We start from the raw sequence: 25372 nt of genomic DNA on the forward strand, positions 1-25372 counted from the left end.
CCCTTGCATTCCTTCCCCAAATGTGCTATATTCATGCCCGTTGAAAAGCCCTCAAAACCAAGATCTTATAGGCTTTCCCGCCGATTCCCGGCGTAGGCCATATACCTTCCGGTATATGCCTCCGCGGCATTCGTCAAATGTCCATGCATGCATGGCCGCTTGACCAAAAGCCACGCGAAAATGAATCGAGTGTTCGTGAGCTTCCACTCGTAAAACAAAACTTTGTTTTTGATTGTTTTATCATATTTTATCAATGTCCAAAAGGCCCGGAAATTCAACGTTTCTAGGCTTTTTTATTTTTATCATGTACCATCACGCGCTATGCAATCTCGGACATTTTTCGGACAAAAAAGAGAGGTTATTTCACCCCTCTTTTAAAACACCTTTGCAATTTTCTCCATCTCCGGTACATCTTACGATTACTTCGTTTTCACCCTTCGCTGTTGTCTGTTCCCTTGAACTGATTATATCATAACCCATTTCGGGTTACTTGTTAACCGTTTTGTAATATATTTTGTATTATTTTTCATCTTTTTAGATTGACTTATAACCTTATTTTTATTATACTTTAGTAAAAAGGAGGTGCAATATGTCCATACATTACAAAGATAATGAACAGATCGTTATTGAGATAAAAAAGCTCATGCTTGAAAAACAAATATCACAGAGAGAAATTGCCGAACAGTTAAACATAAAGCCCCAGGGACTTACCAAACTACTAAACAAGAAAAACTTTGGATTTGAAGACGCCCAAAAAGTCCTCTCTGCAATGGGCTATGATTTAGTCATTGACTTCCAACAAACAACAACATCTCAATCATAATGCTTGCTTGAAACTTATTAATGTTTTCCAAGAAAGGATGTGTTACTATGTCATTACCACAGCGTGAAGACTATACAATAGAGGATATCTATGCTTTACCAGAAGGAACCCGTGCGGAGCTGATTGACGGTCAAATCTACTATATGGCACCGCCAAGCAGATACCATCAGAAAATTGCTGGTAAGCTCTTTACAGTCATTTCTCAGTACATTGACAATAAGGGCGGTACCTGTGAGCCTTATATTGCCCCATTTGCCGTATTTCTGAATGAAGACGATAGGAATTATGTAGAACCAGATATCAGTGTTATTTGCGACACTAGCAAGCTCAATGACAAAGGCTGTACCGGTGCTCCGGACTGGATCATTGAAATTGTTTCTCCAGGCAGCAGACGCATGGACTATTTTACCAAGCTATTCAAATACCGAACTGCAGGTGTTCGTGAATACTGGATTGTAGATCCAGCAAAAAATCTAATCCTGGTCTACAATTTTGATACCAGCGATTCTGAACAGTACACCTTTGCCGATACCATCAAGGCCGGCATTTACGAAGATTTATACATCGACTTTAATATTTTTTCTTTATAACGCGGAAGAAATTAAACTCTTTATTATCTACTGGCTGCCTTATTCTTTGTTGGAATAGGCAGTCATTTTTAACATATTACTTATTTTTCAATGCTTCTTTTCCTTTCCAGACATGTCCGGTTACTTCCCAGATTTTCCTTGGAAAAATAACAAAATTTAATCTTACGTTAGTTCTTCCTTTAATTATTTTTCCTCTGTTTATAGCGATACCAATAGGCAGCCATCCATATTGGATTCCGGCACGGATCTGAGCTGGCTTTAGTCCAATTAATTTAGCAGCATCCTCAACATTGATTGGCTCGCTGGAAAATTCCGGGACTGCGGTATCTGCTAGGATACGCGCTACTTCGTAAGCAAAATCATGTACCTGGGCTGTGGCGGTTACATATTTTTCAACGTCTAGTGGCTCCATATTATTCCTCCTTTTCGGTTTTCTCCCGCGCATATTACATATTTATTCATTATTCTTCAATTTTATACCGCTTCCAAATAAGCCAGATATCTGCTTTTGGTGTATCGGGCATTGGAACAATTATTTTTACACTCTTAGAAATTCCTTTTAAATCTTTTTCAATAGTATCTGCCAGTTTCTTTCCTGAATCATCATTATCAGACAGAATAATAACTTCAGCACCATTACAAAGTTCTGATACATTCTTATTCCAATCATTAGCTCCGCCACATGAAAAGGCAGCATAGCCTTTCTTTATCAGTGTATTAACGTCCTTTTCACCCTCAGATATAAAAATCGGTTCATTTCTTTCGATGGCTTCTTTTATTCGTGGAATACTTCCAAATATTGCATTGAATTCCTTCTTGCTCCTTCCTTTTAAGCCATATTCAAACCGTTCATCCTTAAGCATTCCGAAAAGCATTTTCTTGCCTTCAAGGCGTATTTTTGTGTAAGCATATTCACCGTTAGTTGGTACATAATTGTATACGGCTTCAATTTTTCTTTTTTCTCGGCTCTCTATATACATTCGCCGGCGTTCCTCTGATAGCCTGTTTTCACTAAATAGATCTGCCATCTTTAATCCTGCTGCAATAACGACTACTTCAGTACTACATCCTGCATGACATTTAATCAGTGTCCGATCATTACCATCAGTAAGCGTCAAACTTGCTTCTTTATCAGGATGTGCCGGACAAAGTGCCTGCGCCTTTCCAAGTTAGAAAAAGGAACGTTAACTCCAAATCTCCCTGAACTTATAAAAATGTCTGAAATTTTCGGTGTCTCTACAGATTATTTACTCTGTATCTCAGATTCACGAGACAACAAAAAAGAATTCACCACTGGAGACTTATTTCGAAATCTATTCGAATTAGAAGAAAAAATCTTGGAATGAGTTTATCTCTGAAAACTCAAGAAGAATTAGAACCTCATCCCTATACAAGAGAACCATATATGGTAACTATAGAAGATGTATCTATACATTTTAACAACTCAACAATAACAAAAGCATTAAAAGAATGGGCTACTGTCAAAAATCTTTATGAAGAAAACAAAGACAATGAAGATTTTAAAGGACTTTATAATACATGGAAAAACGGCATTTTGCAAAAAAAGGATATTCTATGGCAAGATTTAGATTTTTATTTTAATGACCAAGAAGAGCTTCCTTTTGACTAAAATTCATTTTTCCCTTTTTATAAATATGTATAAAAACACCCAATCCCCCAACGTTCTTGAGTGCTTCCTTACCAAAATAACCTTGCCATTTTCCAAAGTCGGACATTTTTCGGACAAACCCTTGAAAATCGGAATCCAATATGTTATACTCGTTCCCGTTGAAAAGCCCTCAAAACCAAGGTCTTATAGGCTTTTCCGCCGATTCCCGGCGCAAAATGAATCGAGTGTTCGTGACCTTCCACTCGTAAAACAAAACTAAAGGAGACAAATGAATATGAAAAACAAGAGTACCCTGTTTCTGGTGCAGGCAGCGCTGATCGCGGCTGTCTATGTTGTATTGACACTGGTGTTTGCACCGTTTAGCTATGGAGAGATCCAGGTTCGAATTTCCGAAGCCCTGACCATTCTTCCATTCTTCACACCAGCTGCCATTCCCGGCCTTTTTGTAGGCTGCATCCTGGCCAACCTGCTTGGCGGCGCCATTCCTCTGGATATTGCATTCGGAAGTATTGCAACCCTCATCGGAGCTGTATTTACCTACAAGCTTCGTAACAGCAGCAAATGGCTGGCACCAGTTCCACCAATCGTAGCCAACGCAGTTCTGGTACCGTTCGTACTTCGTTACGGATATGGCACCAACCTTCCAATCCCGCTTATGATGCTTACTGTAGGCGCCGGAGAGGTCATTTCCTGCGGAATCTTCGGAATGGTGCTTCTCACCGCACTTTCCAAGTACAAGAATACACTGTTTGGCAAACAGGCCGCTGTTAAATAAATTCAAAGTCGCAAATACCCGGTAAGAGAACCTCATAACAATGATTTTCTCCACCGGGTATTTCTATTTTTCCTACTCCATCTTTGCCTGCTCCCTCAAAAATCCCAGAAACTGCTCCACGCCGCCTCCAAGTTTGGTCACTCCTTCCGGTCGTTTTCCCGGAACCTCTGACACATCAAAGAAATCTCCACCCTCTGTTTTCTCCGTCTTCATGAAGCTGTCGCTTCCGTAAATTCCTTCTTCAATTCCCACATATTCATCACCCCAGAAGCTGCACTCCTCCGGGCAGATTCCATATGCACTCTGCAAATGCTCCAAAATACGATCCACATTATCACTCTTACTGGAAATTCCCACTTCCAGATACTTGGCATCGCAGGTAGGCTTCACTGTAATCCCATAGCGTTCTCCAGCTGCCACAGAAATATCCAGAAGCCCTTGAAGACCACCTTCCACACCATGCCTTTTCAGGCAGTCCTTCAGCATATCCAGCTCATTTTCCTGCATGAACAGGTTATCCCCTCTCTGGTTCTCCACCATCAGATCGATCTTACAGTAATTAGGTCTGGAAAATACAATATCCGTATTCAATCCGTACTTTTCCAGAAGTTCCATATGAATGTCAAAACAGATCCTGTGAATATCCCCCAGCAGCTTTTTATCTGGAAGCATATCCGAGAAAATCAGCTCCTGTCCATTTTCATACCTGTAATTAAAGGCTCCCCGTCCAAGACCAAGGTACAGATGTGCAAGCTGCTCCTTTGTAAAACAGGTCTCCAGCTTTCCACCGGCTATGTTTTCCATAGTAGTTCCGCTTACGATCACCAGATTTACCTTCTGGTCCAAAAGAGGTCCCATTGCCCCAACAATCTCCTCCACAGGTGCCTTTCGGCTGAGGACAGCTGTGCCGTCCCAGTCGAAAAAGACCGCCTTATATTTCTTCTCCATAAACACTTCCCTTTCCTGTATCCAGACGGATTTCCTTCTCATTAATCCTTAAGGAAACCGCTTCTCCTGACACCAATTCAATTCTCGTTTTTTCATGTGTAAGCTGAATGTTCAGTCTGCTTCCCCTGTACAGAAGGTTAAACTGCATGCCCTTCCACAGCTTCGGAACATAAGGATGCAGCTCCAGCTCACCGCCGTTCACCCGCACACCTGCAAATCCATTGATGATTGCCTGCCAGGTTCCTGCCATATTTGCGGCGTGGATTCCTGCATAGAAGTTATCATGATAATCATCCAGATCCATTCGTGCAGACTGTGCAAAATATTCATAGGCCTCATCATAATATCCTATCTGGCAAGCCAGCATTCCAAACACACAGTTGGAAAGAGAGGAATGGTGCAGCGTCACTTCCTGATAGAAATCATAATTCCGCTTCAGCTCTTCCTTGCTGAAGAAATTGCTGTGCAGGTAAAGTCCGAAAATCGCATCTGCCTGCTTACACATTCTCTGTCTGTAAACAAATAAAGGATGATAATTCTCATACAGAAGATGTCTCTTTTCCGGCGGGATCCTGGAATCATCCCAGGGGCGAAGCATCATAAACCGGTCATCCAGCGCATACACCTGGCGGCTTTCATCATATGGGAAATACATATTTTCCACGATTTTTTCCCAATATGCAGTCTCCTCTTTTGTGATTCCCATTCTGGAAACAAAGGCCTCATATACATCCGCTCCAGCCTCTTTTAACATATCCAGGGATTTCAGCGCGCAGCGGATATTTTCCCTTCCCATAAGGTTGGTATAAAAGTTGTTGTCTGTGATGGCATTGTACTCATCCGGTCCCGTTACCGCACAGATACAGTACTTTCCGCCCTTGCACTCTGCAAAATATCCTACATCAGCCCAGACTCTCGCAGTCTCCACAAGAACCTCAGCTGCCATATCCTTAAAAAACTCCATATCTCCCGTAACACTTACATACAGCCAGAACGCATAGGCAATATCTGCATTGATGTGATACTGGGCAGTACCAAGCGGAAAATAAGTGGAGGCTTCCTCTCCATTGATGGTACGCCATGGATAGAGGGCTCCTTTTGGATGTCCAAGAACCTTTGCGCGGTCCCGGGCCTGATCCAAGGTACGAAAACGGTACTCCAGAAGTTTTCTTGCAAGCTCTGGTGCCGTGTATACAAACACTGGAAGCACATACATTTCTGTATCCCAGAAATAATGCCCCTCATAACCTTCACCGGAAAGTCCCTTTGCTCCCATTCCTGTGCGTCCGTCTCTTCCGGCAGACTGCATAATATGAAACAGGTTGAAACGGATTCCCTGCTGAAGTGACTCATCATCATAAATCTGAACATCGGAAACATCCCAGAATTCATGGATTTTCTCCATATGAGCCTGAAATTCCTTCTGCCAGCCATCCTCAGCAGCCTCTTCCAGTTCTTTTTTGGCAAAGCCTTCCAGCTTATCAGCCTCCATATCCTGACTGGACGTATAGACAATATATTTCTCACAGGTAATGGCAGTATTTTCCGGAACCTCCATTCTGCTTTCGAACACAGCATGTCTGGTTTCCTCATCTGAGCCAAAAACAGTTACCACCTCTCCGGCTCCTTCTATTTTGTACTGGCTTCCACATCCTACAGTCATGCCGCTCTGCAACGTGGTACCTTCATAATACAGCACTCCATCTTCAGCCTGAAGTTTATCCATATGCAGTCTGCTTCCAAAAGGACCGTATCCGATCAGCGGATTTGTTTTTCTTGTATGATTCTCCACATCCCCGTTTAAATGGGAACAAATGCGAATTTCCCCAGAAAAATTCACAGGCGTGATCTGGATCTGTTGGTACATTCTGTTCTTATGTGCCAGAGATACAAAACGCTTTATCACAAGCTGCAGCTTTTTCCCCTCAGGAGAAGTCCAGGTCAGCGTTCTTTCCACGTAACCATCCTTCATATGGAGCACACGGCTGTAATCCTCCACCTTGCCGGTGCGCATGTCAAACAGCTCTCCATCTGCATAGATTTCTGTTTTCTTAAGATCCGGCAGATTCAAAAGTGACTGGCTCTTGGTTGGAAATCCATAATTCCACTCTCCGTAAGGAATGTCCACGCTCTCATAAAATCCGTTGATAAAGTTGCCTTCCAGCCCTTCATCAACTGAGAAATCATAGCCTTCTTCAAAAGTACCCCTGGTACCGATATATCCGTTTGATAAAGCAAAGGTTGTCTCATTCCGGTAATTGGTTTCCCTGGAAAATTCCGTTTCTGTAACATTCCAGGTCTCTACCGGATAAATTGGTTTCTTGTTGATATCCATATTCTCATCCTTTCACAGCTCCTGCAGTAAGACTCTCCATAACCTGTCTCTGCAGAAGAATAAATAAAACAATGGTAGGAAGCACTGTCATCACAACTGCCGCAAACAGCGCTGAATAATTATTTGCAAAGGTTCCCATATAATAATTCAATGCGATAGGAACGGTTCTTGCACGATCGCCGCTTGTAAGCATAAGTGCAAAGTAAAACTCATTCCAGATGTTGATAAACTGGATCATGGCAATGGTCACAAGGCCCGGTTTTGCCAGCGGCAGGATAATATGTAAAAACGTCTGGATAAAGGTTGCCCCGTCAATATAAGCAGATTCCTCAAGTGCTGTGGAAATGGTCTTATAATAGCTGACCATAACAAAGAAAGACATTGGAATGCCCATTGCAGAATACACAATGATCAGACCAGGCTTTGTGTCAAAAATCCCCAGCTTCTGGAAAATGGCAAACAATGGCTGGGAAATCGCCTGTGCCGGAAGCATTAAGGATGCTGAGATCAAAAGCACGATCAGGGTTTTCAGCTTAAAGTCAAATCTGGAAACTACATAGGCACACATTGCAACCAGAGCCACCGTAACAAGAACACTGATTCCCACAATAATCACACTGTTCATGAAATATTTCAGGATCGGCGCGTACTGAAGTGCCGCCTTATAGTTATCCAGATTAAAGCTGGATGGCAGGGACAAAGCCGAGGAGTTGATCTCTGCATAGGTTTTAAAGGAACTTAAAAACGCCCAGATGATCGGCGCCAGTGAAATAAAGATCAAAAAGATCATAAAGAAATACTTGAAAAAGGACGCGATCCCATTTTTTACGTTACTAGTTTTTCTCATTATGCCGCCTCCTTTTTCTCACGGAAAAGACCTTTGATCAGGATAACCAGTGTGATTCCAATGATGATCTGTACCACGCCAACTGCGTTTGCTTTTCCATAATTGTTTTCCAGTGTTGCTGCCTTATACAGATAAATCGGCAGGTTCAGGGTGGAAGTTCCAGGTCCGCCTTTTGTTGTCATGTAAATAATGTCAAACTGTGATACCATAGCCACACTTGCAAGAGTGACACAGGTTCCGCACACATTTCTCATCAAAGGCAATGTGATATAGCGGTCTGCCTGCCAGGGAGTTGCACCATCAATTGCTGCTGCCTCATAAATCTCTTTGCTTACAGCACCCATTTCTGCCAGGAAAATAATGGTGTTAAATCCAGAATAGAAGATCCAGGTTGCAGTCACAGTCCAGAATGCATATCTGGAATTTCCGAACAGATTTGGAACCATGGCATAGTCGATTCCCAGAAAATCCATGATTGGCTTTACAATTCCGAACATAGGGTTTAAAAGCAGGGTAAACATAACACCAGTTGCTGCTGTAGGAATAATATTGGGAATCATGTACGCTGTTCTTGCAAATTTCCATCCCTTTGGCTTTCTTCGAAGAACAAGTGCCATGGCTAGACCAACGCCTACATGTATGGTAGATTGGAGCACCACCCACAGAAGGGTGTTTCGGATGGAGCAGATAAAATCGCTGTCACTGAAAATCGTAATAAAGTTTTTGATTCCTTGAAATGCCGGTGAATTAAAAGCGGTATAATCACACAGAGATGTATAGAAAACAGTGATGATCGGAGCCGCATATACCAGTGCAAATAAGATCATACAGGGAATGGTAAACAGAAAAATCCATATCTTTTTATTTTTTGTATTCATTCGTTCTCCTTATAAATAGAATCCTGTCCGGTAGGGCTTTTATGAAATAGGGAATTTCCTATTTCATAAAAACAGCCTGTCACCAGAGCTGTTTTGGTGCCGGTGACAGGCTATTTACATTATTCCACGTTCTTTGCTGCCGCTTCTGACAGTTTTGTGCAGAACTCTTCTGCTGTGATGTTTCCATATGCCAGTTCCGGAAGCTCTGTTGAGAAGGTATCAATTGTATTCTGATACCAGTATGCCTGATTCTGTCCGTAAGTCACCTCTGCTTTGCCCTGGATTTCAAGAGCCTGTGCCATCAGAGGATCGCTCTCGGAAAGTGTTTCCGGAACCTCAAGATTATCAGATACAGGCTGTAATCCGGTCATTTCCAGAGCCTTGATCTGGTTTTCCGGTGTTGTCTCGAATTTCAGGAATGCAACTGCTGCCTCTATTTTCTCAGGATCGGTAGCGCCTACCATATCACCAGGTGTTGGAACCATTTCCATTCCGTTTCCTGGAAGAAGCATGATGCCAACCTTGTCATAGAAGCCTTCCGGAGCTTTCTCTGTCTCGGAGAAATCCGGGATCATCCATGGTCCGTTGGGGAACATTGCAACTTCGCTGTTGAAGAAATGAGTTGCCATTGGATCATATTTTCCGCCAACAGCATCTGGTGTTGTATAATTCTGGAACATTTTCTGGATGTTCTCTGCTGCTGCAATTACTTCTGGTGTGTTGTAATCTGTTGGATACATGGTGTTCATCCACTCATTTCCAGCATCACCGTTAGTTCCGATGAGAGCACTCATCCACAAGTTTGTCAGCCATCCGGAATCTGCACTGTCCATTCCGATCGGGGTGATTCCTGCTTCTTTCAGCTTATCGCATGCTTCGAAGAACTCATCCCAGGTTGCATATGCAACTTCCGGAGCCTCGATTCCAGCCTGCTCAAACAGGTCTTTGTTATAATAAATATAAGAAACCTCTTTGGAAACCGGAATGCCGTAAATCTTGCCATCTACTGTGTTAAAATCCAGAGATGTCTCATCAAACAGAGATTTCCACTCCGGATCTGCATCCAGGTAAGGTGTCAGGTCTGCTACCTTTCCGGATTTTGCAGCCAGCTCGATAATGTTGTTTCCACCGTTGAAAACGATGTCCGGCAGATCTCCGCTGGAGATAAGAAGTTTGATCTTCTGGTTAAATGCATCTGTTGTAGGAATTTCTTCAAAGCTGAACTCTACGTTCTTTCCTTCCTCTGTCTGCTGGAAAGCTTCAAACAGATAGGAATAATACTCAGCTGCGTAGTCGGTTCCTACATGATAGTTAATCACACTTAAAGTTACTTTTTCATCATCTGCAGCCATTACAGGTACAGCCATGCCTGCACACATTGTTCCGATCAGTGCAGCTGCCATAATTTTAGAAATCATTTTTCTTTTCATGATGTTCCTCCCTTGTTTTGTTTGATGAGTGTATTATAGCGTGTAAAGCCCCTTTTTTTAATAAAAGTCCTTGTGCTGTTTCTTGGAAATTCCTGCATATTTCTACTGTTTTTTGCCCTTTTCCCACTTTTTCTTTTTCCTATTTAAAAATTTTGTCCTCTTCTTTAAAATCCATGACATTCCTGTAAATTTAATTGATGTACTTTTTTAAATGTGGGATAATATGAGGAGCAATTATTTTATAAGGAGGTTTTCCATCTTGGCTGATCACGCTCCTAAGAAATATCCCTCCCTCAGATTTTTCATCACGGTCACCATCATGATCATCGTGGGATTCGTTTTACTGTTATCTGTGGGATTTTATTATATCAAAACATCTTCTATATTAAGAAAGACTTCCCGCGACTCCATTGTGCGGGAGTTAAACCAGGTCAATGATACCATACAGGACCAGGTAGAGACAATTGATTCCATTATTCCCCTTTTTATGTCCAATGAGGTGATCCAGAACGCACTGGAAAATCCGGGAACCGGAACCAATCATCCTTTTTCCGTAGAGAGGCAGATGTCTTATATTTATAACAGTTCTGCTCTTTCTGAGAAAAATTTCACTGATTCCATCTATATTTATAACAATCATAACATTGTTTACCACACTTATACTTCCGGCATTCTGGAAAATGTGGATGATACCTCAGAATTTCTGCAAAATACCATCGACGCTTCTGATCCCCACCTGATGTGTTATACCTCCCCGCTTCACGGTCAGAACATGTATTTTGCCCGCAATTTGTACAGCAGCAACTCCGGAAACAGGATTGGTATGATCGTCATCAACATCAATGCCCGGAAATGGATGGAGTACTGTTCCAAGACCATGGATCCATCCTGGTTTATTATGCTTTTTAACAGGGAATTTTCCCTTAGTTCAGACTCTGATTTTTCAGCAGAGGACCTTCAGGCTCTTTCCTCCAGTCTGAATGCAGAAAAAGGCTCTGTATTATTTGAGGAACAAAACTTTGGAGGCAAAGATTATTTCATGGCATCCCAGTCTTTAGAACGGCTTGGGCTTACATCTGCTGTGGCTGCCCCAAAGGATCTGCTTCTTGAAAACCTAAACAGTACCCTGAAATCCTATCTTCTGGTTACCCTGGCGGTGGCTCTTATCGCCCTGTTTGCTGCATTTATTATTTCCCGGGCTGTTACCCGTCCCATTGATACCATGATCCTTCACATCAATGAGATCTCAAAAGGAAACCGCAGCTCCCTTCCACCGGAAAGCTTTTATCAGGAATTCCAGGTGTGGGCACAGTCCTTTAACCAAATGCTTCTGCAGCTTGACACCTATTATCAGGATATTTACCAGCAGAAACTTCTTATTAAAAATGCCGAGATCCGCGCCCTTCAGTCCCAGATGGATCCCCATTTTCTTTTCAATGTGCTCAACACCATCGCGTGGAAAGCCCAGATGATCGACAATGAAGAGATTTACGAGATGGTGATCTCACTTGGAAGCCTGATGAAAATGAACACACTCTCCCGCAACCATAATTTCACTTCTATTTCAAAGGAAATGGAATATGTACGGCTTTATGTATACCTTCAGCAAATGCGTTTCGAGGATAAGATCTCCTGCGATATCCAGATACCGGAGCAGGTGCTTTCCTGCGAAATCCCCTGCCTTTCCATCCAGCCCCTTGTGGAAAATGCAATTGTTCACGGACTGGAACCAAAGAAGGGAAAGGGCCATCTGATCATCCAGATCATAGAGGGCGATGACGATATGCTGGAAATCTGTATTATTGACGACGGAATCGGTTTCGAAGTGATCCCGGACATCCAGTCCATCCAGCATTCCGACAAGGACAGCCACACTCACATTGGCATGAAAAATCTGGACAAGCGGCTGAAGCTGCTTTACGGACCGGATTCGGGAATCAGGATCACAAGCATTCCAAACAAGTGCACTACCGTTTCCTTCCACATTCCAAGAAAGGAGTTTTCACATGATATTTAAACTTCTAGTAGTTGACGATGAAGTCACTATGCGAAAAGGTATTTCCAATTATATGAACTGGGCATCCATTGACTGTCAGGTTGTGGGGAGCGCTTCTGACGGTATGGAAGCCATAGAATTTCTGAAAAGCCAGCCTGTGGATATTGTGATCACAGACATCAAAATGCCCGCTGCAGATGGACTGGAGGTGGCACGTTTTGTTCACGAACATTATCCTATGACAAAGGTGATCATCTTAACGGGATACGCCGATTTTGAATATGCCCAGACTGCCATCAAATACCACGTTACCTCTTTCATCCTGAAGCCAACCAATAAAAAAGAGCTTTTTGCTGCTGTCCAGGAGGCGCAGAAACAGCTGATCGTCTCTCAGCAGCAGGAAAATATTGCAAAAGAGGGCGTTTTTTTCCTAAAGGACCAGCTAATGCAGGAATTGACCGATCATCCCTGCACCGAGGAATTAAAAGAGAAGCTGCTTTCCCTGGGACTTCATATGAACTGCTACTATGTGGCAGCTTTTAAGCCGTCTTCTGATGAGCCAGACCTTTCAGCCCTGAAAAAGATCGTGATCGAGGAAAAAAAGAATACCTACTGTTACCGTTATAACAATCTGATCCTGAATGTCTATTTCCAGACAGAGCCCTGCACTTCCATTCCGGAATACATTCTGGAAAACTGCCGGGAAATCTCCGGTATTGTAAAAGCCTTCCGTTCTTCTGAGATCCTTACCGGGATCAGCGCCCTTCACCAGTTCCCGGAAGCATTCCAGACGGCTGTTTCCGAAGCGATCCAGGCGCTTACCCATAACTTTTACAGTGAACAGTGCATTTCTGTTTTTGAAAGCACCAGTTCGGAAGAATCTGCGGAGCTCTCTGTAGAAAATTCCCTGAATCTTTATCAGATTGAAAGCAGCCTGAACAACTGGGATTTTCAGGAAGCCAGCTCTGTTGCCAGCCATATTTTTTCCAAATTTAAAAGCAGCTTTACCAATTCACAGGACGCAAAGAATATCTGCTCCCAGATTTATTACATCTGCTGCCGTGTACTGGTAAAAAAAGAGCTGGAGCCAGTTCCCCTTGAGTATCTGGAAAAGCTTCTGAAATCCCGGGATATTTTTGCCCTGGAGAGCACCGTTTCTGTAATTATGGAATACACCAGGGAAAACAGCCTGAATACCCATGCAGTTCCCAATTACATTATTGAAAACACCATCCGGTACATTTCCCAGAATCTGGCTGGAAATCTTTCCCTGGATGTGATCGCCCAGGAGCTGCATATTTCTCCTTCCCACCTAAGCCGTACCTTCAAAAAGGCGACCTCCGGCTCCCTTACTGAATACATCAACAAGGAGCGCATTCACAAGGCGAAGGAGCTGCTGCAAAATACGGATCTGCTTACTTATGAAATTGCAGAGGCTGTGGGGTATAAGGATGCCACTTATTTTTCTTCTATTTTCCGGAAGTATGAGGGGATGAGTCCTTCGGAATATAAAGCTAAGTTTTTTGTACAATAAAGAATACCCTATTTCCAATCATAGGTAAAAGTTCTCCAAAATCCATTGTGATTTTCTCAAAAGTTTGTTGCACAATCACCTTACATCCTTTATAATTAATTCATTAATCTTTCATCAAATTAAAGAGGGAAAGAGGTAGAGAAACAAATGAAAAATCTATGGAACAAATGGACCGGGATTGCTCTGGTAAAGCGAATCGTCGTCGGTCTGATCCTGGGTGCCATCCTCGGAGTGGCAGCCCCCGGCGCAACCAGCATAGCCATCCTTGGTGATGTATTTGTAGGAGCCCTGAAAGCCATCGCACCACTTCTGGTATTCTTCCTGGTTCTCAGTTCACTTTGCAACGCTGGAAAATCCCATGGCGGCGTTATCAAGACAGTTGTTGCCCTTTACATGTTCAGTACTGTACTTGCCGCTGTGATCGCTGTTTTTGCCAGCATGATCTTCCCGGTACAGCTCACACTTACCAATGCAGCCGCAGATGCCAGTGCCCCACAGGGTATTGTGGAGGTCTTAAGCAACCTTCTCCTGAACATCGTTGCCAACCCGGTATCTTCCCTGGTGAACGCAAACTATGTGGGAATCCTTACCTGGGCTATCCTTCTTGGACTTGCCCTTCGTGCTGCAAATGATACCACTAAGAAGGTCCTGGCCGATGTGGCAGACGGCACTTCCCTGGTAGTCAGCTGGATCATCAACCTGGCTCCATTCGGAATCTTCGGCCTGGTATTTAACACAGTTTCCACCAACGGACTTGATATTTTCACCACCTACGGAAAACTGCTGGCACTGCTTGTAGGCTGTATGCTTTTCATTTACTTTGTAACAAACCCGCTTCTGGTTTACTGGTGCATCCGCAAGAATCCATATCCGCTGATCCTGCACTGCCTGAAGAAAAGTGCCATCACCGCATTCTTCACCAGAAGCTCTGCCGCCAACATTCCAGTCAACATGAAAGCCTGCGAGGAAATGGGACTTGACCGTGATACCTATTCCGTAACCATTCCGCTCGGCGCAACCATCAACATGGACGGAGCTGCCATCACCATCACCGTTATGACAATGGCAACTGCTTTCACCCTTGGAATCCATGTTGATATCCCGACTGCCATCATCCTCAGCCTTCTTGCAGCACTTTCTGCATGCGGCGCTTCCGGTGTTGCAGGCGGATCCCTTCTTCTAATTCCTATGGCCTGCTCTCTCTTCGGAATTTCCGATGATATCTCCATGCAGGTAGTAGCTGTTGGATTCATTATCGGCGTTATCCAGGACTCTGTAGAGACAGCCCTGAACTCTTCTTCCGACCTGCTTCTCTCTGCTTCCGCGGAGCTCAGACAGTGGCGCCTGGAGGGAAAAGAGATTAAATTTTAACTTATTATAATTGCTTTATAAAATACCCTGGAGAATATGAAAAATCGATTTCCTTCGTTTCTGTTTCCAGGGTATTTTCATGTTTATTATCCATATTTCTGTTTCAAATTCCGGTGCCTTGCTCCCTCTTCCAATTATTCACTGCATCACCTTTCCTGGCTTTTTACAGAGTATATCCATGTATAATTCATTTCACTGTATGATTTCTCTTTTCTTCTCTTATCTACTTTTCCATCTCCCGCAATTTCTTCAGTATCCGCTTCTCCATCCTTGAAACCTGCACCTGGGTCACGCCCATCCGATTCGCCACCTCCGTTTGTGTCATATCCTGAAAATACCGGAGCCCGATCAGCTGCCGTTCCTCTCCCTCCAGTTTTTCCAGAATTTCTTCCAGAAAAATCCGGTTCAGAAGCTTCTCCTGGTGATCCTCCTTCTCTGGAAGCCTGTCCACCAGCTGCAGATTGGTTCCATCCCCCTGGTACACCGTCCGGTAAATAGATTCCACCTCCGCCGACGATTCCATGGTTATGGCAATCTCCTCCACTGGCATATCCATAGCCACAGAAAGCTCCTGTAATTCTGGTTCCCTGCCTAATTTTTTCTCCAACTTCTCCCTCATTTTGTAGATCCTGTATTGGTTCTCTTTTATGGAACGGCTAACCTTCAGGATTCCATCATCCCGAAGAAACCGCTTGATTTCTCCAATGATCATTGGTACCGCATATGTGGAAAACTTCACATCAAATTCCGGATTGAAATGGTCTACCGCCTTCAAAAGCCCGATACTCCCGATCTGAAAAAGATCCTCCATCTCCACGCCTCGCCCCAGAAAACGCCTGGCCACACTATACACCAGGCCCATATTTTCCGAGAACAAAGTATCTCTTGCCTCTTTATCCCCCTGGTGAATACGCCCAACGAGAGCAAGAGTATGATCCATGTTTCCTCCTGGTCAATTTCCGATTTTTTTGCTCATATGCACACAGGTTCCTTTTCCCACCTGTGAAGTCACCTTTACCTCATCCATAAAAGCCTCCATAAAAGTGAAGCCCATTCCAGACCGGTCCTGATCTGCCCTGGTTGTGAATAAAGGCTCCATGGCCTTTTCCACATCCGCAATCCCTACACCGTCATCTTCAATATCCACATAAATGGTTCTTTCTTTTCGAACGCACTTCATCCGGATCTTATGTACCTCACCCCGGTAGCCATGGATAATACAGTTGGTTACCGCCTCCGACACCGCAGTCTTTAAATCTGCCACCTCCTCCAGTGTGGGATTCAGCTGGGTGCAAAATGCCGCAGCCGCCACTCTTGCCAGTCCCTCATTCTCTGGACGACTGTCAAAAATAATGGTCATTTCATTGGAATTTTCCATCAGATTCCCCTCCCTTCCAGCTGCATCTCCTTTTCCTCTCCTTCCAGCTCCAGAAACCTGCTTACCCCGGAAAGCTGCAAAAGCTTTTCAATATAACCACTTACGTGGCAGGCCTTCATGCAGCCAGAACGCATACCAAGAGCCCGGTATCTTCCCATGATCAGTCCAATTCCTGAGCTATCCATAAAAATAGTCTCTCCAAAATCAAAGCAAATGGTGCGGATATATATTTTTCCCATGATCCGGTCGGATTCCCTCCGGATCAGCTCGGATGCCGGATGATCCACTTCCTTCGGCAATTTGATATTCAGGCAGGTTCCCGTAGTTTCAAAAACAGGTTTCATGAATAAAAATCCCCCTTATTTGATTATGAATTATATAATGGGGTAAAATACGCTCTGCGAGTTTTACCATTTATCAACACAGTCGCCAAGTTTTCGTGCGGGCACGAACTTTGGCTTATTGCCCGCGTAAATTGAAAAAGGGATATGCACATCCATGCACATCCCCGGTTCAGAGGTTCCTCTTCGTTGTCATTCAAAAACAGCTGCTCACTGTAACCTTCAGGCATTCCCATCAATAATACTGAAAATCGCCATTTTCATCGTAATATCCATCTTCTTCACTATAATCAGAATAATCGGATTCATCAGATCCACTATCGTCATAACTGCTGTCAGACTCATCATAGCCAGATGTATCATAATCTGATGTGTCCTGCTCATAATCGCTGTTTCCAGAATCAGACGAGTTATCTGTACTTGAACCGCTGTCGCCAGAGCTATCACTCTTGATTCCCGATACACCGGTTTCCGAACAAATGGTATTGTAAATTCCCTTTACATCGTCTCCCAGCTGATCCTCATACACCTTCTGGATCTCCAGCGCAGCTGCATCATACTCATTCTGCTTATAAGAAACATAGGCATTCAAAAGCGCCTGATAGCTGGTACTCTTCTTCTGTTCTTCCGTAAGCTGCTGGGTAATCTCCTCAGCCACATCCCCAGACTCCTTGGCTTCTCCCTGGACTCTGGAAAGCTCTGCTCCCTGGCTTGCCAAAGATTCGCTGTACTTCACGATCTGCTGGTTCGCCTCCCGGTAGATTCCCTGCTTAATGGCAGGAACTGCCAAAAGCCAGAATGCAGCCGCTCCCGCAGCCACACCAGCCATAAGTGTTACAAACAGGGAAATTCTGGAGTTCTCCCTGTAAACAGCAGGCTGTACCACCGCACTTCTGGAAATCTCTTCCGAACCATCGTGTTTCCCCTTTGCGCCAAAAAGCCCTTTTTTCTGCTTTTCAAGACGGGTCGTAACACCAGTCCGCTCGTCCACTTCCCTAAGGAAACGTAAAGTGGTGGTATTGGTCTTATCAATACGCGCCGCCTTCCGAAGGGTTCTCCTCGCTTTGCCCCAGTCATGATTCTTCATGTAGATCAAAGCCAGCAGATGATAGCCCTTGATCAGCTTGGTATTCTGGCTCAGGATCTTACGGAGCTGAATGGCAGCCATATCCTCATGCCCTTCCCTGCAAAGAGCCAGGGCATTGTTATATTTCCTTATGGTCTCATTAATAGCGTCCAGTTTATTGGAATTCGCCTGAAGGCGGTTGATATATTCATTTGCAATATTCCGGGTAGACTGCAGATTCTTACTGATCACCCACTCACTAAGAGCAGCAACCACCTCTCCCATCTCGAAATACACCAGTCCCAGAAGATTTCGCGCCTGGATATTTCTCTTGTTAAAGGTAAGGCTCTGCTTCAGACAGTTAACGGCTCCTGAAAGGTCACGGATACTGGCCTTCTCCAAGCCCTGATTGTAATAAAGCTTGGAGAGATACTCCACCTTCTTCTGGATCAGGACGTTGCACCCACAATGAGGACAGTAATCCAGATCCTTATCTGCCAGGAACGCACCGCAATTCATACAGTTCATTCAGTATCTCCTATTCTATTTCATCCTGCGTCCGCTCTTGGACTCTCTTAGCATCTCCTGAAGAATGTCCAGAATATCAGTCAGTTCTCTATCGTAAATAGCCCCTTCCGCGTCTGTCACATCCAGACAAGGCTCAAATTTCTTCAGTTCCTCTTCGTAATCGATCATAAAATCCCCTCTTTCTGTAAAAGAGCCTTAATTTCACCCACCAGGTAAAGCGAACCTACACAGAATAACATTCCGTCCTCTCTCTTCGCCTCACAAGCCATATGAAAAGCCTCTTCAATATTATCAGAATTTCCAACTTCCCTGCAACCCTCTTTACGGAAAATCTCCGCCAGCTTGGCAGACGGCACCTCACGATAACCGCCCACCTCCGTAGTCACAACCTTACGGAAACGGATCCTGCTGCAAATGGTATGGATCATATCCTGATAATCCTTATCATTCACTGCTGAAAATAAAAGTGTCAGTGGGTACTCCTCCTGAAAACGCTCCGCGGTCTCCACAAACCTGCGGACGCCATCCTCATTATGAGCTCCATCCACGATTACTCCTGGCAGAATCGTCTCCATTCTGCCCTGCCACCTGGTATTCTTAATTCCAGCCTGCAGCTGCTCCATGCCCACCGGAAGCTTATCCTTCAGCACCTCCATGGTAATAAGTGCCAGAGACGCATTCATCACCTGATACCATGCAATAAAGGGGATGTGAAATCTGGTATCCCCATAATACCCATCCTTCAGGCAAAAATCAATGCCGTCCTTATTATTTCCCAGCACCTTCGCTTCGCCCTGAACCACCTTATAAGCCGGGCTTCCAAGCTCCTTCGCCTTCGCAGCGATCACCTCTGCTGCATCCTTATCATTTCCATCATAGATCACCGGAACTCCCGGAACAATAATTCCAGCCTTCTCCCCAGCGATCTCTCTCACCGTATTTCCCAAAAACTGCATATGATCCAGACTGATCGAGGTGATCACACAAGCCAGCGGATTCTCCACCGCTGTAGTCGCATCCAGTCTTCCACCAAGCCCGGTCTCCAAAGTCACATAATCCACACCAGCCTCAGCAAAGATCACCATTCCCATAAGAAACAGCATCTCAAAATAGGTAGGATGATAACTTCCCTCTTCCACAAGCTCATCCGCCAGCGACTTCACTCTCTCAAAAGCCTTCAGAAAAGTCTCATCATCAATATTCACCTCATTAATCTGAAACCTCTCATTAATTTTCACCAGATGGGGAGACGTAAACAGTCCGCAGGAATACCCTGCCTCCCTGAGAATCGAAGTCAAAAACGCACAAGTACTCCCCTTACCATTCGTTCCCGCAACATGTATCACCTTAAACCTCTCCTGCGGATTCCCCAGTCTTCTCAAACACTCCTTCGTATGCTCCAGGCTGTTCTTCTTCGTAAACTTCGGAGTCTCCTCAATATAAGCAACCGCTTCCTCGTAATTCATAATCTTCAACCACCATTTATCTATCGTATTATAACTAAAAACACTTCATCTGTGTATAATGAACTATCCATACACATCCGTAATTAATTACTCTACCATTATATAATAGTCACACCAGAAGTCCACCCCTAATCGTAACTTTTTATCCGACAAACCTCGCACCGCCCCAAAGAATCTCCCCTTCTCCTTATAAGCGGATGGCCCTCCGGGCCAACGCCACTCCCCTCCACGGTGGATGGCCGCCCCGGCAGCCGACACCTCACCCTCTCCCGCTGAACTCCTCTCTTTACCTCCCGCCTTGAACGTGCCTGGTCCCATCGTGCCTGGGCTGGGGCGTTGCACAGAACCCGAAAAAATCTTAGACGGCAGAATTTTGCGTTGAAGAAAGGAGAGGACACTGTCTAAGCTCCAACGGAGCGAGTTTGTCCTCTCCTTTCTTCGGTTTTAGCAAAATTCTGGTGCCTTAGATTTTTCGGGTTCTGCGCTCCGTTCCCAGCCCAGGCACGATGGAGCCGGGCACCCACCCGGAAAACCACTCCCCTACCGGGAATCCACCTTCCACTGACTATCATATAGCGCATAAACCGCCCTATCAAAGCTCTTACTAAGCGCCTTCCTAGTCGAACTGTTACTCCGCTGCACAACCGCCAGCCTATCAAAATCCTTCAATTCCGTTCCCGAAATTACCAGCATCGTTGGACTCAAATACGCCGTATCATACCACTCCCCATTCAGCTTCACCTGACTGGACGGCGTAAAATTTGTCCCCTGAATATAGTAAGTCCAATCCGTATCTGACACAAGCCTTAAGGAATCAAGGGTCACATCATAAAGCCCCATCCGCATCTTCGTCCTCTCAAACAGATTTTCTCCACCATAAGCATATCTCTTTCCATACAGCACATCATACTGCAGCGTCTCCAGATCCACCTGATAATTCTTCGTATTCCTTCTCGCCTGATGATACTTCATGATCGTACCCTCATGAATCCCAACCCGGTCCAGAACCTCCGCCGCAATCTGATAAGAAGCCAGATTCTCATCCTTCTTCGTCAGCCCCATATTATCCCAGATCACATACTCCGTCTGGAAAAGATACTTATTCTTCAGATCCTCCACAGTCAGCCCCATAGTCGGCAAATGATCTCCATACATCACCAGGATCACATCCTCTGGATAATCCGTCAAAGCATCTGTCAACTCCTTCACAAACTGATCCATCTCATGAATCTGATTCACATAATACTCCCACTTATAATCCTGCTCCTCCGTAGGAGAACCAGAAACCGTAATAGTTGGATTATCCAGGATTGGCTCACTAGGATAATCACCATGTCCCTGTACAGAAATGGTATACACATAATCCGGACTCTCTGTGGAATCCAGACACTTAAGGATCTCATCCGTCAACACACTGTCCTTCACCCAGCCAAGAGGATTCTGCAGATTCTCATCCGCCATATACTCTTCAGAGGTAAAAGTATCAAATCCCAGGTTTGGGAAAACAGATCGTCTGCCATAGAAATTCGCCTCATTATTATGTACCGCATGAGTAGAATACCCCAGATTCTTAAGCACATAAGGCACACTCTCGCAGGTAGTCTCCTTCAAAATACTCTTATAAGGATACTCACCAGGGCCAAAATAATGAAGACTCATTCCCGTAATCGTCTCAAACTCCGTATTTGCCGTACCAGCACCAACAGAAGGAACCTTATAATACCCAGAAGAATACTCCTCCATCAGTTTCCGAAAATTCGGGATCGGATCCTCAGAAATATTCAGGTAATTAACCAGAGTGGGATCAAAGAAAGATTCCAGCTGTAAAAACAGGATATTCGGTCTTTTTCCATCCTCTTTGGTCTCTGGAAGATTCGACTCCGTCTTCTCGATCCTGTCTATCTCATCCTCAGAATAATCCCTCGGCTCGCTGATACCGGTGTTAAAAATAGTGGTCGCCAGACAATAAGGATACCCATAATCCTCATAAGCAAACGCAATATTGCCAAAATAATTGGACAAAACCCTTTTCTCAAGAGCCAGCTGTGTCACGCCGCCAAAGGCCACAAAACCGACGATCACCAACGGAATCACATACCGATACTTAATCTTCTGCTGATACTTCGGTCCTTTGATCAACAGGATCACCAGCCCCAGCACCACAATTCCAATGAGGATACATCCGATCACCACACCATAAAAAGGCAGGTACTTCTGCATGATCGCAATTCCATCTGTCAGCATATGCAGATCCGGTCCGGTAAACGGTGTAACACGGTTCAGCAGAAGAATACAATTCACGATTCCCAGAAACAGCCAGAAAACCGAAACCACAACTCTCCAGAAAACCCGCCTGTGAAACAGATATACGATCAGCATTGTGGTAAAAATAAACGCAGTATTATAAGCAAACACCAACGGCTTTTCCGTCATGTAATTCCAGGCCTCCACCACAGAATGGCGGCACAGTGCCTCTATGATAAAATAGAGCACTGCGCACCAAAGTGCCTGAAGGATCAAGGAAATCTTATTGCAAAATTTGCTCAGCTTCATGCAAAATCTCCTTTTTATCTCTTAAGCTGCTCAAGCTGTGTTTCAACCTTATCCTTCATTTCTTTATACTTCGCAAGCTTCTCCTTCTCTGCATCAACCTTTGCAGCCGGAGCTTTGTTTACAAAGTTCGGATTGTTCAGCATTCCCTCGCAGCGGGCAATCTCCTTGGCCAGTCTCTCCTGCTCTCTGGTCAGTCTCTCAAGCTCTTTTTCCTTGTCAACCAGATCCTCAAGAGGCATGTAAACAACTGCATTGGAAACAACAACAGAAACTGCATCCTCTCCAATGCCAGTCTTATCCTGCTGAACATGGATTTCTTTCGCAAATGCAAGATTTACAAAGGACTTCTTGCTCTTCTCATACATCTCACAGATTGCAGCATCCTTTCCAACAATGATCAGATGAGTCTTTCTGTTCTGTGGAACATTCATGCTGGTTCTTGTATTACGGATACCGCGTACAACCTCCTGGAAGCTTCCGATTGCAAGCTCAGCCTCTGGAGAATTCCACTCCTCCTTATATACCGGCCAGTCAGAGATCATAATGGACTCTTCCTCAGGAAGCAGTGTGCAGTAGATTTCCTCTGTGATAAACGGCATAAATGGATGAAGCAGCTTCAGCCCCTGGGTCAGAGCCGTGCGAAGTGTCCAGAGAGCCGCATTTGCAGCCTTTGGATTCTCCTCAGCTTTCCACAGACGAACCTTGGCAATCTCAATGTACCAGTCGCAAAGCTCATCCCACAGGAAATCATAAATCTTCTGAACGGCAATACCCAGCTCATATTTTTCCATGTTATCGGTTACTTCTTTGATCACGTTATTCAGTCTGGAAAGGATCCATTTATCCTCATAACAAAGGGTTGCAATCTCAGGCTCTGTTACGCTCTTACCTTCCAGGTTCATAAGAACGAAACGGGAAGCGTTCCAGATCTTATTTGCAAAGTTACGGCTGGACTCTACACGCTCCCAGTAGAAACGCATGTCGTTTCCAGGTGCATTGCCTGTCATCAGGGTAAGACGAAGGGCATCTGCACCGTACTTGTCAATTACCTCAAGAGGATCGATACCATTTCCAAGGGATTTACTCATCTTACGACCCTGGGAATCTCTTACCAGACCGTGGATCAGAACATGATGGAATGGTGTCTTGCCTGTCTGTTCAAGTGCAGAAAATACCATACGGATAACCCAGAAGAAAATAATGTCATATCCGGTTACCAGCACGTCTGTTGGATAGAAGTACTCCAGCTCCGGTGTTTTGTCCGGCCAGCCAAGTGTAGAGAATGGCCACAGTGCAGAGCTGAACCAGGTATCCAGGGTATCCTCGTCCTGATGAAGATGTGTGCACCCGCATTTCGGGCATTTCCCGGGCATTTCTCGGGCAACAACTGTCTCACCGCACTCGTCGCAGTAGTAAGCCGGGATTCTGTGTCCCCACCACAGCTGACGGGAAATACACCAGTCACGGATGTTCTCCAGCCAGTGAAGATACGTCTTGTCAAAACGCTCCGGAACGAATTTCAGCTCTCCGTCCTCAAGAGTTTTGATCGCAGCTTTTGCCATCTCGTCCATCTTTACAAACCACTGCGGTTTGATCATCGGCTCTACAGTTGCATGGCAGCGGTCATGTGTTCCAACGCTGTGATTGTGCGGAACCACTTTTACCAGAAGTCCGAGCTTGTCAAGATCCTCTACCATGGCCTTTCTGGCTTCGTAACGGTCCATACCTGCATATTTTCCGCCCAGCTCATTGATGGTAGCGTCATCGTTCATAATGTTGATCTCCGGAAGGTTGTGTCTCTTACCAACCTCAAAATCATTAGGGTCATGTGCTGGTGTGATCTTTACACAGCCGGTACCAAATTCTTTATCAACATACTCATCGGCAATAACCGGGATCTCTCTGTCTGTAAGAGGAAGCTTCAGCATTTTGCCAACAATGTCTTTGTAACGGTCATCATCCGGGTTTACGGCAACTGCAGTATCGCCAAGAAGTGTCTCCGGACGTGTTGTTGCAATTTCCACGAATTTTCCTTCTTCTCCAACAACCGGATAGTTGATGTGCCAGAAGAATCCGTCCTGATCCTCATGCTCAACCTCAGCATCAGAAATGGAGGTCTGGCATACCGGACACCAGTTGATGATACGGGATCCTTTGTAGATATAGCCTTTTTCATATAACTTGATAAAAACTTCCTGTACTGCTTTGGAGCAGCCTTCGTCCATAGTGAAACGCTCTCTCTCCCAGTCTGCGGAAGCACCAAGCTTCTTCAGCTGGTTGATGATTTTTCCGCCGTACTCTTCTTTCCACTCCCAGGCATATTCCAGGAATTTCTCACGGCCGATTTCAGCTTTATCAATGCCTTCTTTTTTCAGTTTCTCAGTAACCTTAACCTCCGTAGCGATGGCTGCATGGTCCGTTCCCGGCTGCCACAGTGCTTCGTATCCCTGCATTCTCTTGAAACGGATAAGAATGTCCTGCATGGTCTCATCAAGTGCATGTCCCATATGCAGCTGGCCAGTTACATTTGGCGGCGGCATAACAATGGTAAATGGTTTCTTATCTGGGTTTACTTTTGCATGAAAATATCCGTTGTCCATCCATTTCTGGTAAAGACGTTCCTCGATTCCTTTTGGATCGTAGGTCTTTGCAAGTTCTTTGCTCATGATTTTCCTCCTAATATCAGAATCCTGCCCGCAGGATTCTGCACCTGCGGCGGGTCGCTTTCAGCGACATCTTCCTTTCCGCCGCAGTGTGATCCTGCCCAGCAGGGCTTTTTATATAGAGGGTGATTTCATAGAAATTTCCCTCTACATAAAAACGCCCCTCACACTGTAATGTGTGAAGGGCGAAGTTAACGCGGTACCACCTTCATTATGTGCA

24 protein-coding genes are annotated in these 25372 nt (G+C 44.7%); 8 read left to right on the forward strand and 16 right to left on the reverse strand.

Annotated features, from left to right (window positions below; all coding sequences use genetic code 11):
- Positions 1–589: 589 nt before the first annotated feature.
- Complete coding sequence (locus LIQ05_RS00230; protein WP_226817852.1) at positions 590–823, forward strand: helix-turn-helix domain-containing protein; 234 nt, start codon at positions 590–592, stop codon at positions 821–823.
- 47 nt (positions 824–870) lie between these two features.
- Complete coding sequence (locus LIQ05_RS00235) at positions 871–1413, forward strand: Uma2 family endonuclease (RefSeq protein ID WP_226817853.1); 543 nt, start codon at positions 871–873, stop codon at positions 1411–1413.
- 76 nt (positions 1414–1489) lie between these two features.
- Here the strand turns inward: LIQ05_RS00235 and LIQ05_RS00240 are convergent, their stop codons facing one another.
- Both LIQ05_RS00240 and LIQ05_RS00245 read right to left on the reverse strand, forming a co-directional pair.
- Positions 1490–1825: a hypothetical protein gene (locus tag LIQ05_RS00240; protein ID WP_226817854.1), complete on the reverse strand. Its 336-nt coding sequence runs from the start codon at positions 1823–1825 to the stop codon at positions 1490–1492.
- 49 nt (positions 1826–1874) lie between these two features.
- Positions 1875–2441 carry a toprim domain-containing protein gene (locus LIQ05_RS00245; RefSeq protein ID WP_226817855.1) on the reverse strand — a complete coding sequence of 189 codons (567 nt, stop codon included), beginning with the start codon at positions 2439–2441 and terminating at the stop codon, positions 1875–1877.
- A gap of 108 nt (positions 2442–2549) precedes the next feature.
- Between LIQ05_RS00245 and LIQ05_RS20530 the strand changes: the two genes are divergently transcribed.
- From LIQ05_RS20530 to LIQ05_RS00260, 3 genes are all read left to right on the forward strand, one after another.
- Positions 2550–2759: a helix-turn-helix domain-containing protein gene (locus LIQ05_RS20530; protein WP_226818048.1), complete on the forward strand. Its 210-nt coding sequence runs from the start codon at positions 2550–2552 to the stop codon at positions 2757–2759.
- A complete protein-coding gene (locus LIQ05_RS00255; protein WP_226817856.1) occupies positions 2756–3043 on the forward strand; it encodes a hypothetical protein in 288 nt (95 codons plus the stop codon). The genes LIQ05_RS20530 and LIQ05_RS00255 overlap by 4 nt, the downstream gene beginning before the upstream one ends.
- 274 nt (positions 3044–3317) lie before the next feature.
- On the forward strand, positions 3318–3818 hold the full coding sequence (locus LIQ05_RS00260; RefSeq protein WP_226817857.1) for a QueT transporter family protein: 501 nt from the start codon (positions 3318–3320) through the stop codon (positions 3816–3818).
- Positions 3819–3890: 72 nt separating this feature from the next.
- Here the strand turns inward: LIQ05_RS00260 and LIQ05_RS00265 are convergent, their stop codons facing one another.
- The 6 genes from LIQ05_RS00265 to LIQ05_RS00290 form a co-directional block, all read right to left on the reverse strand.
- Positions 3891–4766 (reverse strand): HAD family hydrolase, encoded by an 876-nt coding sequence (locus tag LIQ05_RS00265; RefSeq protein WP_226817858.1) that lies wholly within the window; start codon positions 4764–4766, stop codon positions 3891–3893.
- On the reverse strand, positions 4750–7101 hold the full coding sequence (locus tag LIQ05_RS00270; protein WP_226817859.1) for a glycoside hydrolase family 65 protein: 2352 nt from the start codon (positions 7099–7101) through the stop codon (positions 4750–4752). Before LIQ05_RS00270 ends, LIQ05_RS00265 begins: the two co-directional genes overlap by 17 nt.
- Positions 7102–7105: 4 nt before the next feature.
- Positions 7106–7948: a carbohydrate ABC transporter permease gene (locus LIQ05_RS00275; protein ID WP_226817860.1), complete on the reverse strand. Its 843-nt coding sequence runs from the start codon at positions 7946–7948 to the stop codon at positions 7106–7108.
- Positions 7948–8826, reverse strand: a complete 879-nt coding sequence (locus tag LIQ05_RS00280; RefSeq protein ID WP_226817861.1) for a carbohydrate ABC transporter permease — start codon at positions 8824–8826, stop codon at positions 7948–7950. The genes LIQ05_RS00275 and LIQ05_RS00280 overlap by 1 nt, the downstream gene beginning before the upstream one ends.
- Positions 8827–8945: 119 nt before the next feature.
- On the reverse strand, positions 8946–10256 hold the full coding sequence (locus LIQ05_RS00285) for an ABC transporter substrate-binding protein (protein ID WP_226817862.1): 1311 nt from the start codon (positions 10254–10256) through the stop codon (positions 8946–8948).
- Complete coding sequence (locus tag LIQ05_RS00290) at positions 10234–10383, reverse strand: hypothetical protein (RefSeq protein WP_226817863.1); 150 nt, start codon at positions 10381–10383, stop codon at positions 10234–10236. Before LIQ05_RS00290 ends, LIQ05_RS00285 begins: the two co-directional genes overlap by 23 nt.
- A gap of 132 nt (positions 10384–10515) precedes the next feature.
- Here LIQ05_RS00290 and LIQ05_RS00295 point away from each other — a divergent pair, with 132 nt between their 5' ends.
- The 3 genes from LIQ05_RS00295 (at position 10516) to sstT (ending at position 15157) form a co-directional block, all read left to right on the forward strand.
- Positions 10516–12273 (forward strand): cache domain-containing sensor histidine kinase, encoded by a 1758-nt coding sequence (locus LIQ05_RS00295; protein WP_226817864.1) that lies wholly within the window; start codon positions 10516–10518, stop codon positions 12271–12273.
- A complete protein-coding gene (locus LIQ05_RS00300; protein ID WP_226817865.1) occupies positions 12263–13786 on the forward strand; it encodes a response regulator transcription factor in 1524 nt (507 codons plus the stop codon). The genes LIQ05_RS00295 and LIQ05_RS00300 overlap by 11 nt, the downstream gene beginning before the upstream one ends.
- Before the next feature lie 147 nt (positions 13787–13933).
- Entirely contained in the window at positions 13934–15157 is a 1224-nt protein-coding gene (gene sstT / locus LIQ05_RS00305; RefSeq protein ID WP_226817866.1) for a serine/threonine transporter SstT, read from the forward strand.
- A 223-nt stretch (positions 15158–15380) separates the two neighbouring features.
- Here sstT and LIQ05_RS00310 read toward each other — a convergent pair whose 3' ends face one another.
- The 8 genes from LIQ05_RS00310 to LIQ05_RS00345 all read right to left on the reverse strand — a co-directional run bounded on the left by LIQ05_RS00310 (position 15381) and on the right by LIQ05_RS00345 (position 25155).
- Positions 15381–16097 (reverse strand): SigF/SigG family RNA polymerase sporulation sigma factor, encoded by a 717-nt coding sequence (locus tag LIQ05_RS00310; RefSeq protein WP_226817867.1) that lies wholly within the window; start codon positions 16095–16097, stop codon positions 15381–15383.
- Positions 16098–16109: 12 nt separating this feature from the next.
- Positions 16110–16535 carry an anti-sigma F factor gene (gene spoIIAB / locus LIQ05_RS00315; protein WP_226817868.1) on the reverse strand — a complete coding sequence of 142 codons (426 nt, stop codon included), beginning with the start codon at positions 16533–16535 and terminating at the stop codon, positions 16110–16112.
- Positions 16535–16879 (reverse strand): STAS domain-containing protein, encoded by a 345-nt coding sequence (locus LIQ05_RS00320; RefSeq protein ID WP_226817869.1) that lies wholly within the window; start codon positions 16877–16879, stop codon positions 16535–16537. Before LIQ05_RS00320 ends, spoIIAB begins: the two co-directional genes overlap by 1 nt.
- A 232-nt stretch (positions 16880–17111) precedes the next feature.
- Positions 17112–18470: a tetratricopeptide repeat protein gene (locus LIQ05_RS00325; protein ID WP_226817870.1), complete on the reverse strand. Its 1359-nt coding sequence runs from the start codon at positions 18468–18470 to the stop codon at positions 17112–17114.
- A gap of 15 nt (positions 18471–18485) precedes the next feature.
- Positions 18486–18638: a hypothetical protein gene (locus tag LIQ05_RS00330; protein ID WP_226817871.1), complete on the reverse strand. Its 153-nt coding sequence runs from the start codon at positions 18636–18638 to the stop codon at positions 18486–18488.
- Positions 18635–19936: a bifunctional folylpolyglutamate synthase/dihydrofolate synthase gene (locus tag LIQ05_RS00335; RefSeq protein WP_226817872.1), complete on the reverse strand. Its 1302-nt coding sequence runs from the start codon at positions 19934–19936 to the stop codon at positions 18635–18637. Before LIQ05_RS00335 ends, LIQ05_RS00330 begins: the two co-directional genes overlap by 4 nt.
- Before the next feature lie 540 nt (positions 19937–20476).
- Positions 20477–22489, reverse strand: a complete 2013-nt coding sequence (locus tag LIQ05_RS00340) for an LTA synthase family protein (RefSeq protein WP_226817873.1) — start codon at positions 22487–22489, stop codon at positions 20477–20479.
- 14 nt (positions 22490–22503) lie between these two features.
- Positions 22504–25155: a valine--tRNA ligase gene (locus LIQ05_RS00345; protein WP_226817874.1), complete on the reverse strand. Its 2652-nt coding sequence runs from the start codon at positions 25153–25155 to the stop codon at positions 22504–22506.
- Positions 25156–25372: the final 217 nt, after the last annotated feature.

It is taken from the genome of Blautia glucerasea, assembly GCF_020537505.1.
In the GTDB taxonomy this organism is placed as follows: Bacteria; Bacillota; Clostridia; order Lachnospirales; family Lachnospiraceae; genus Blautia_A.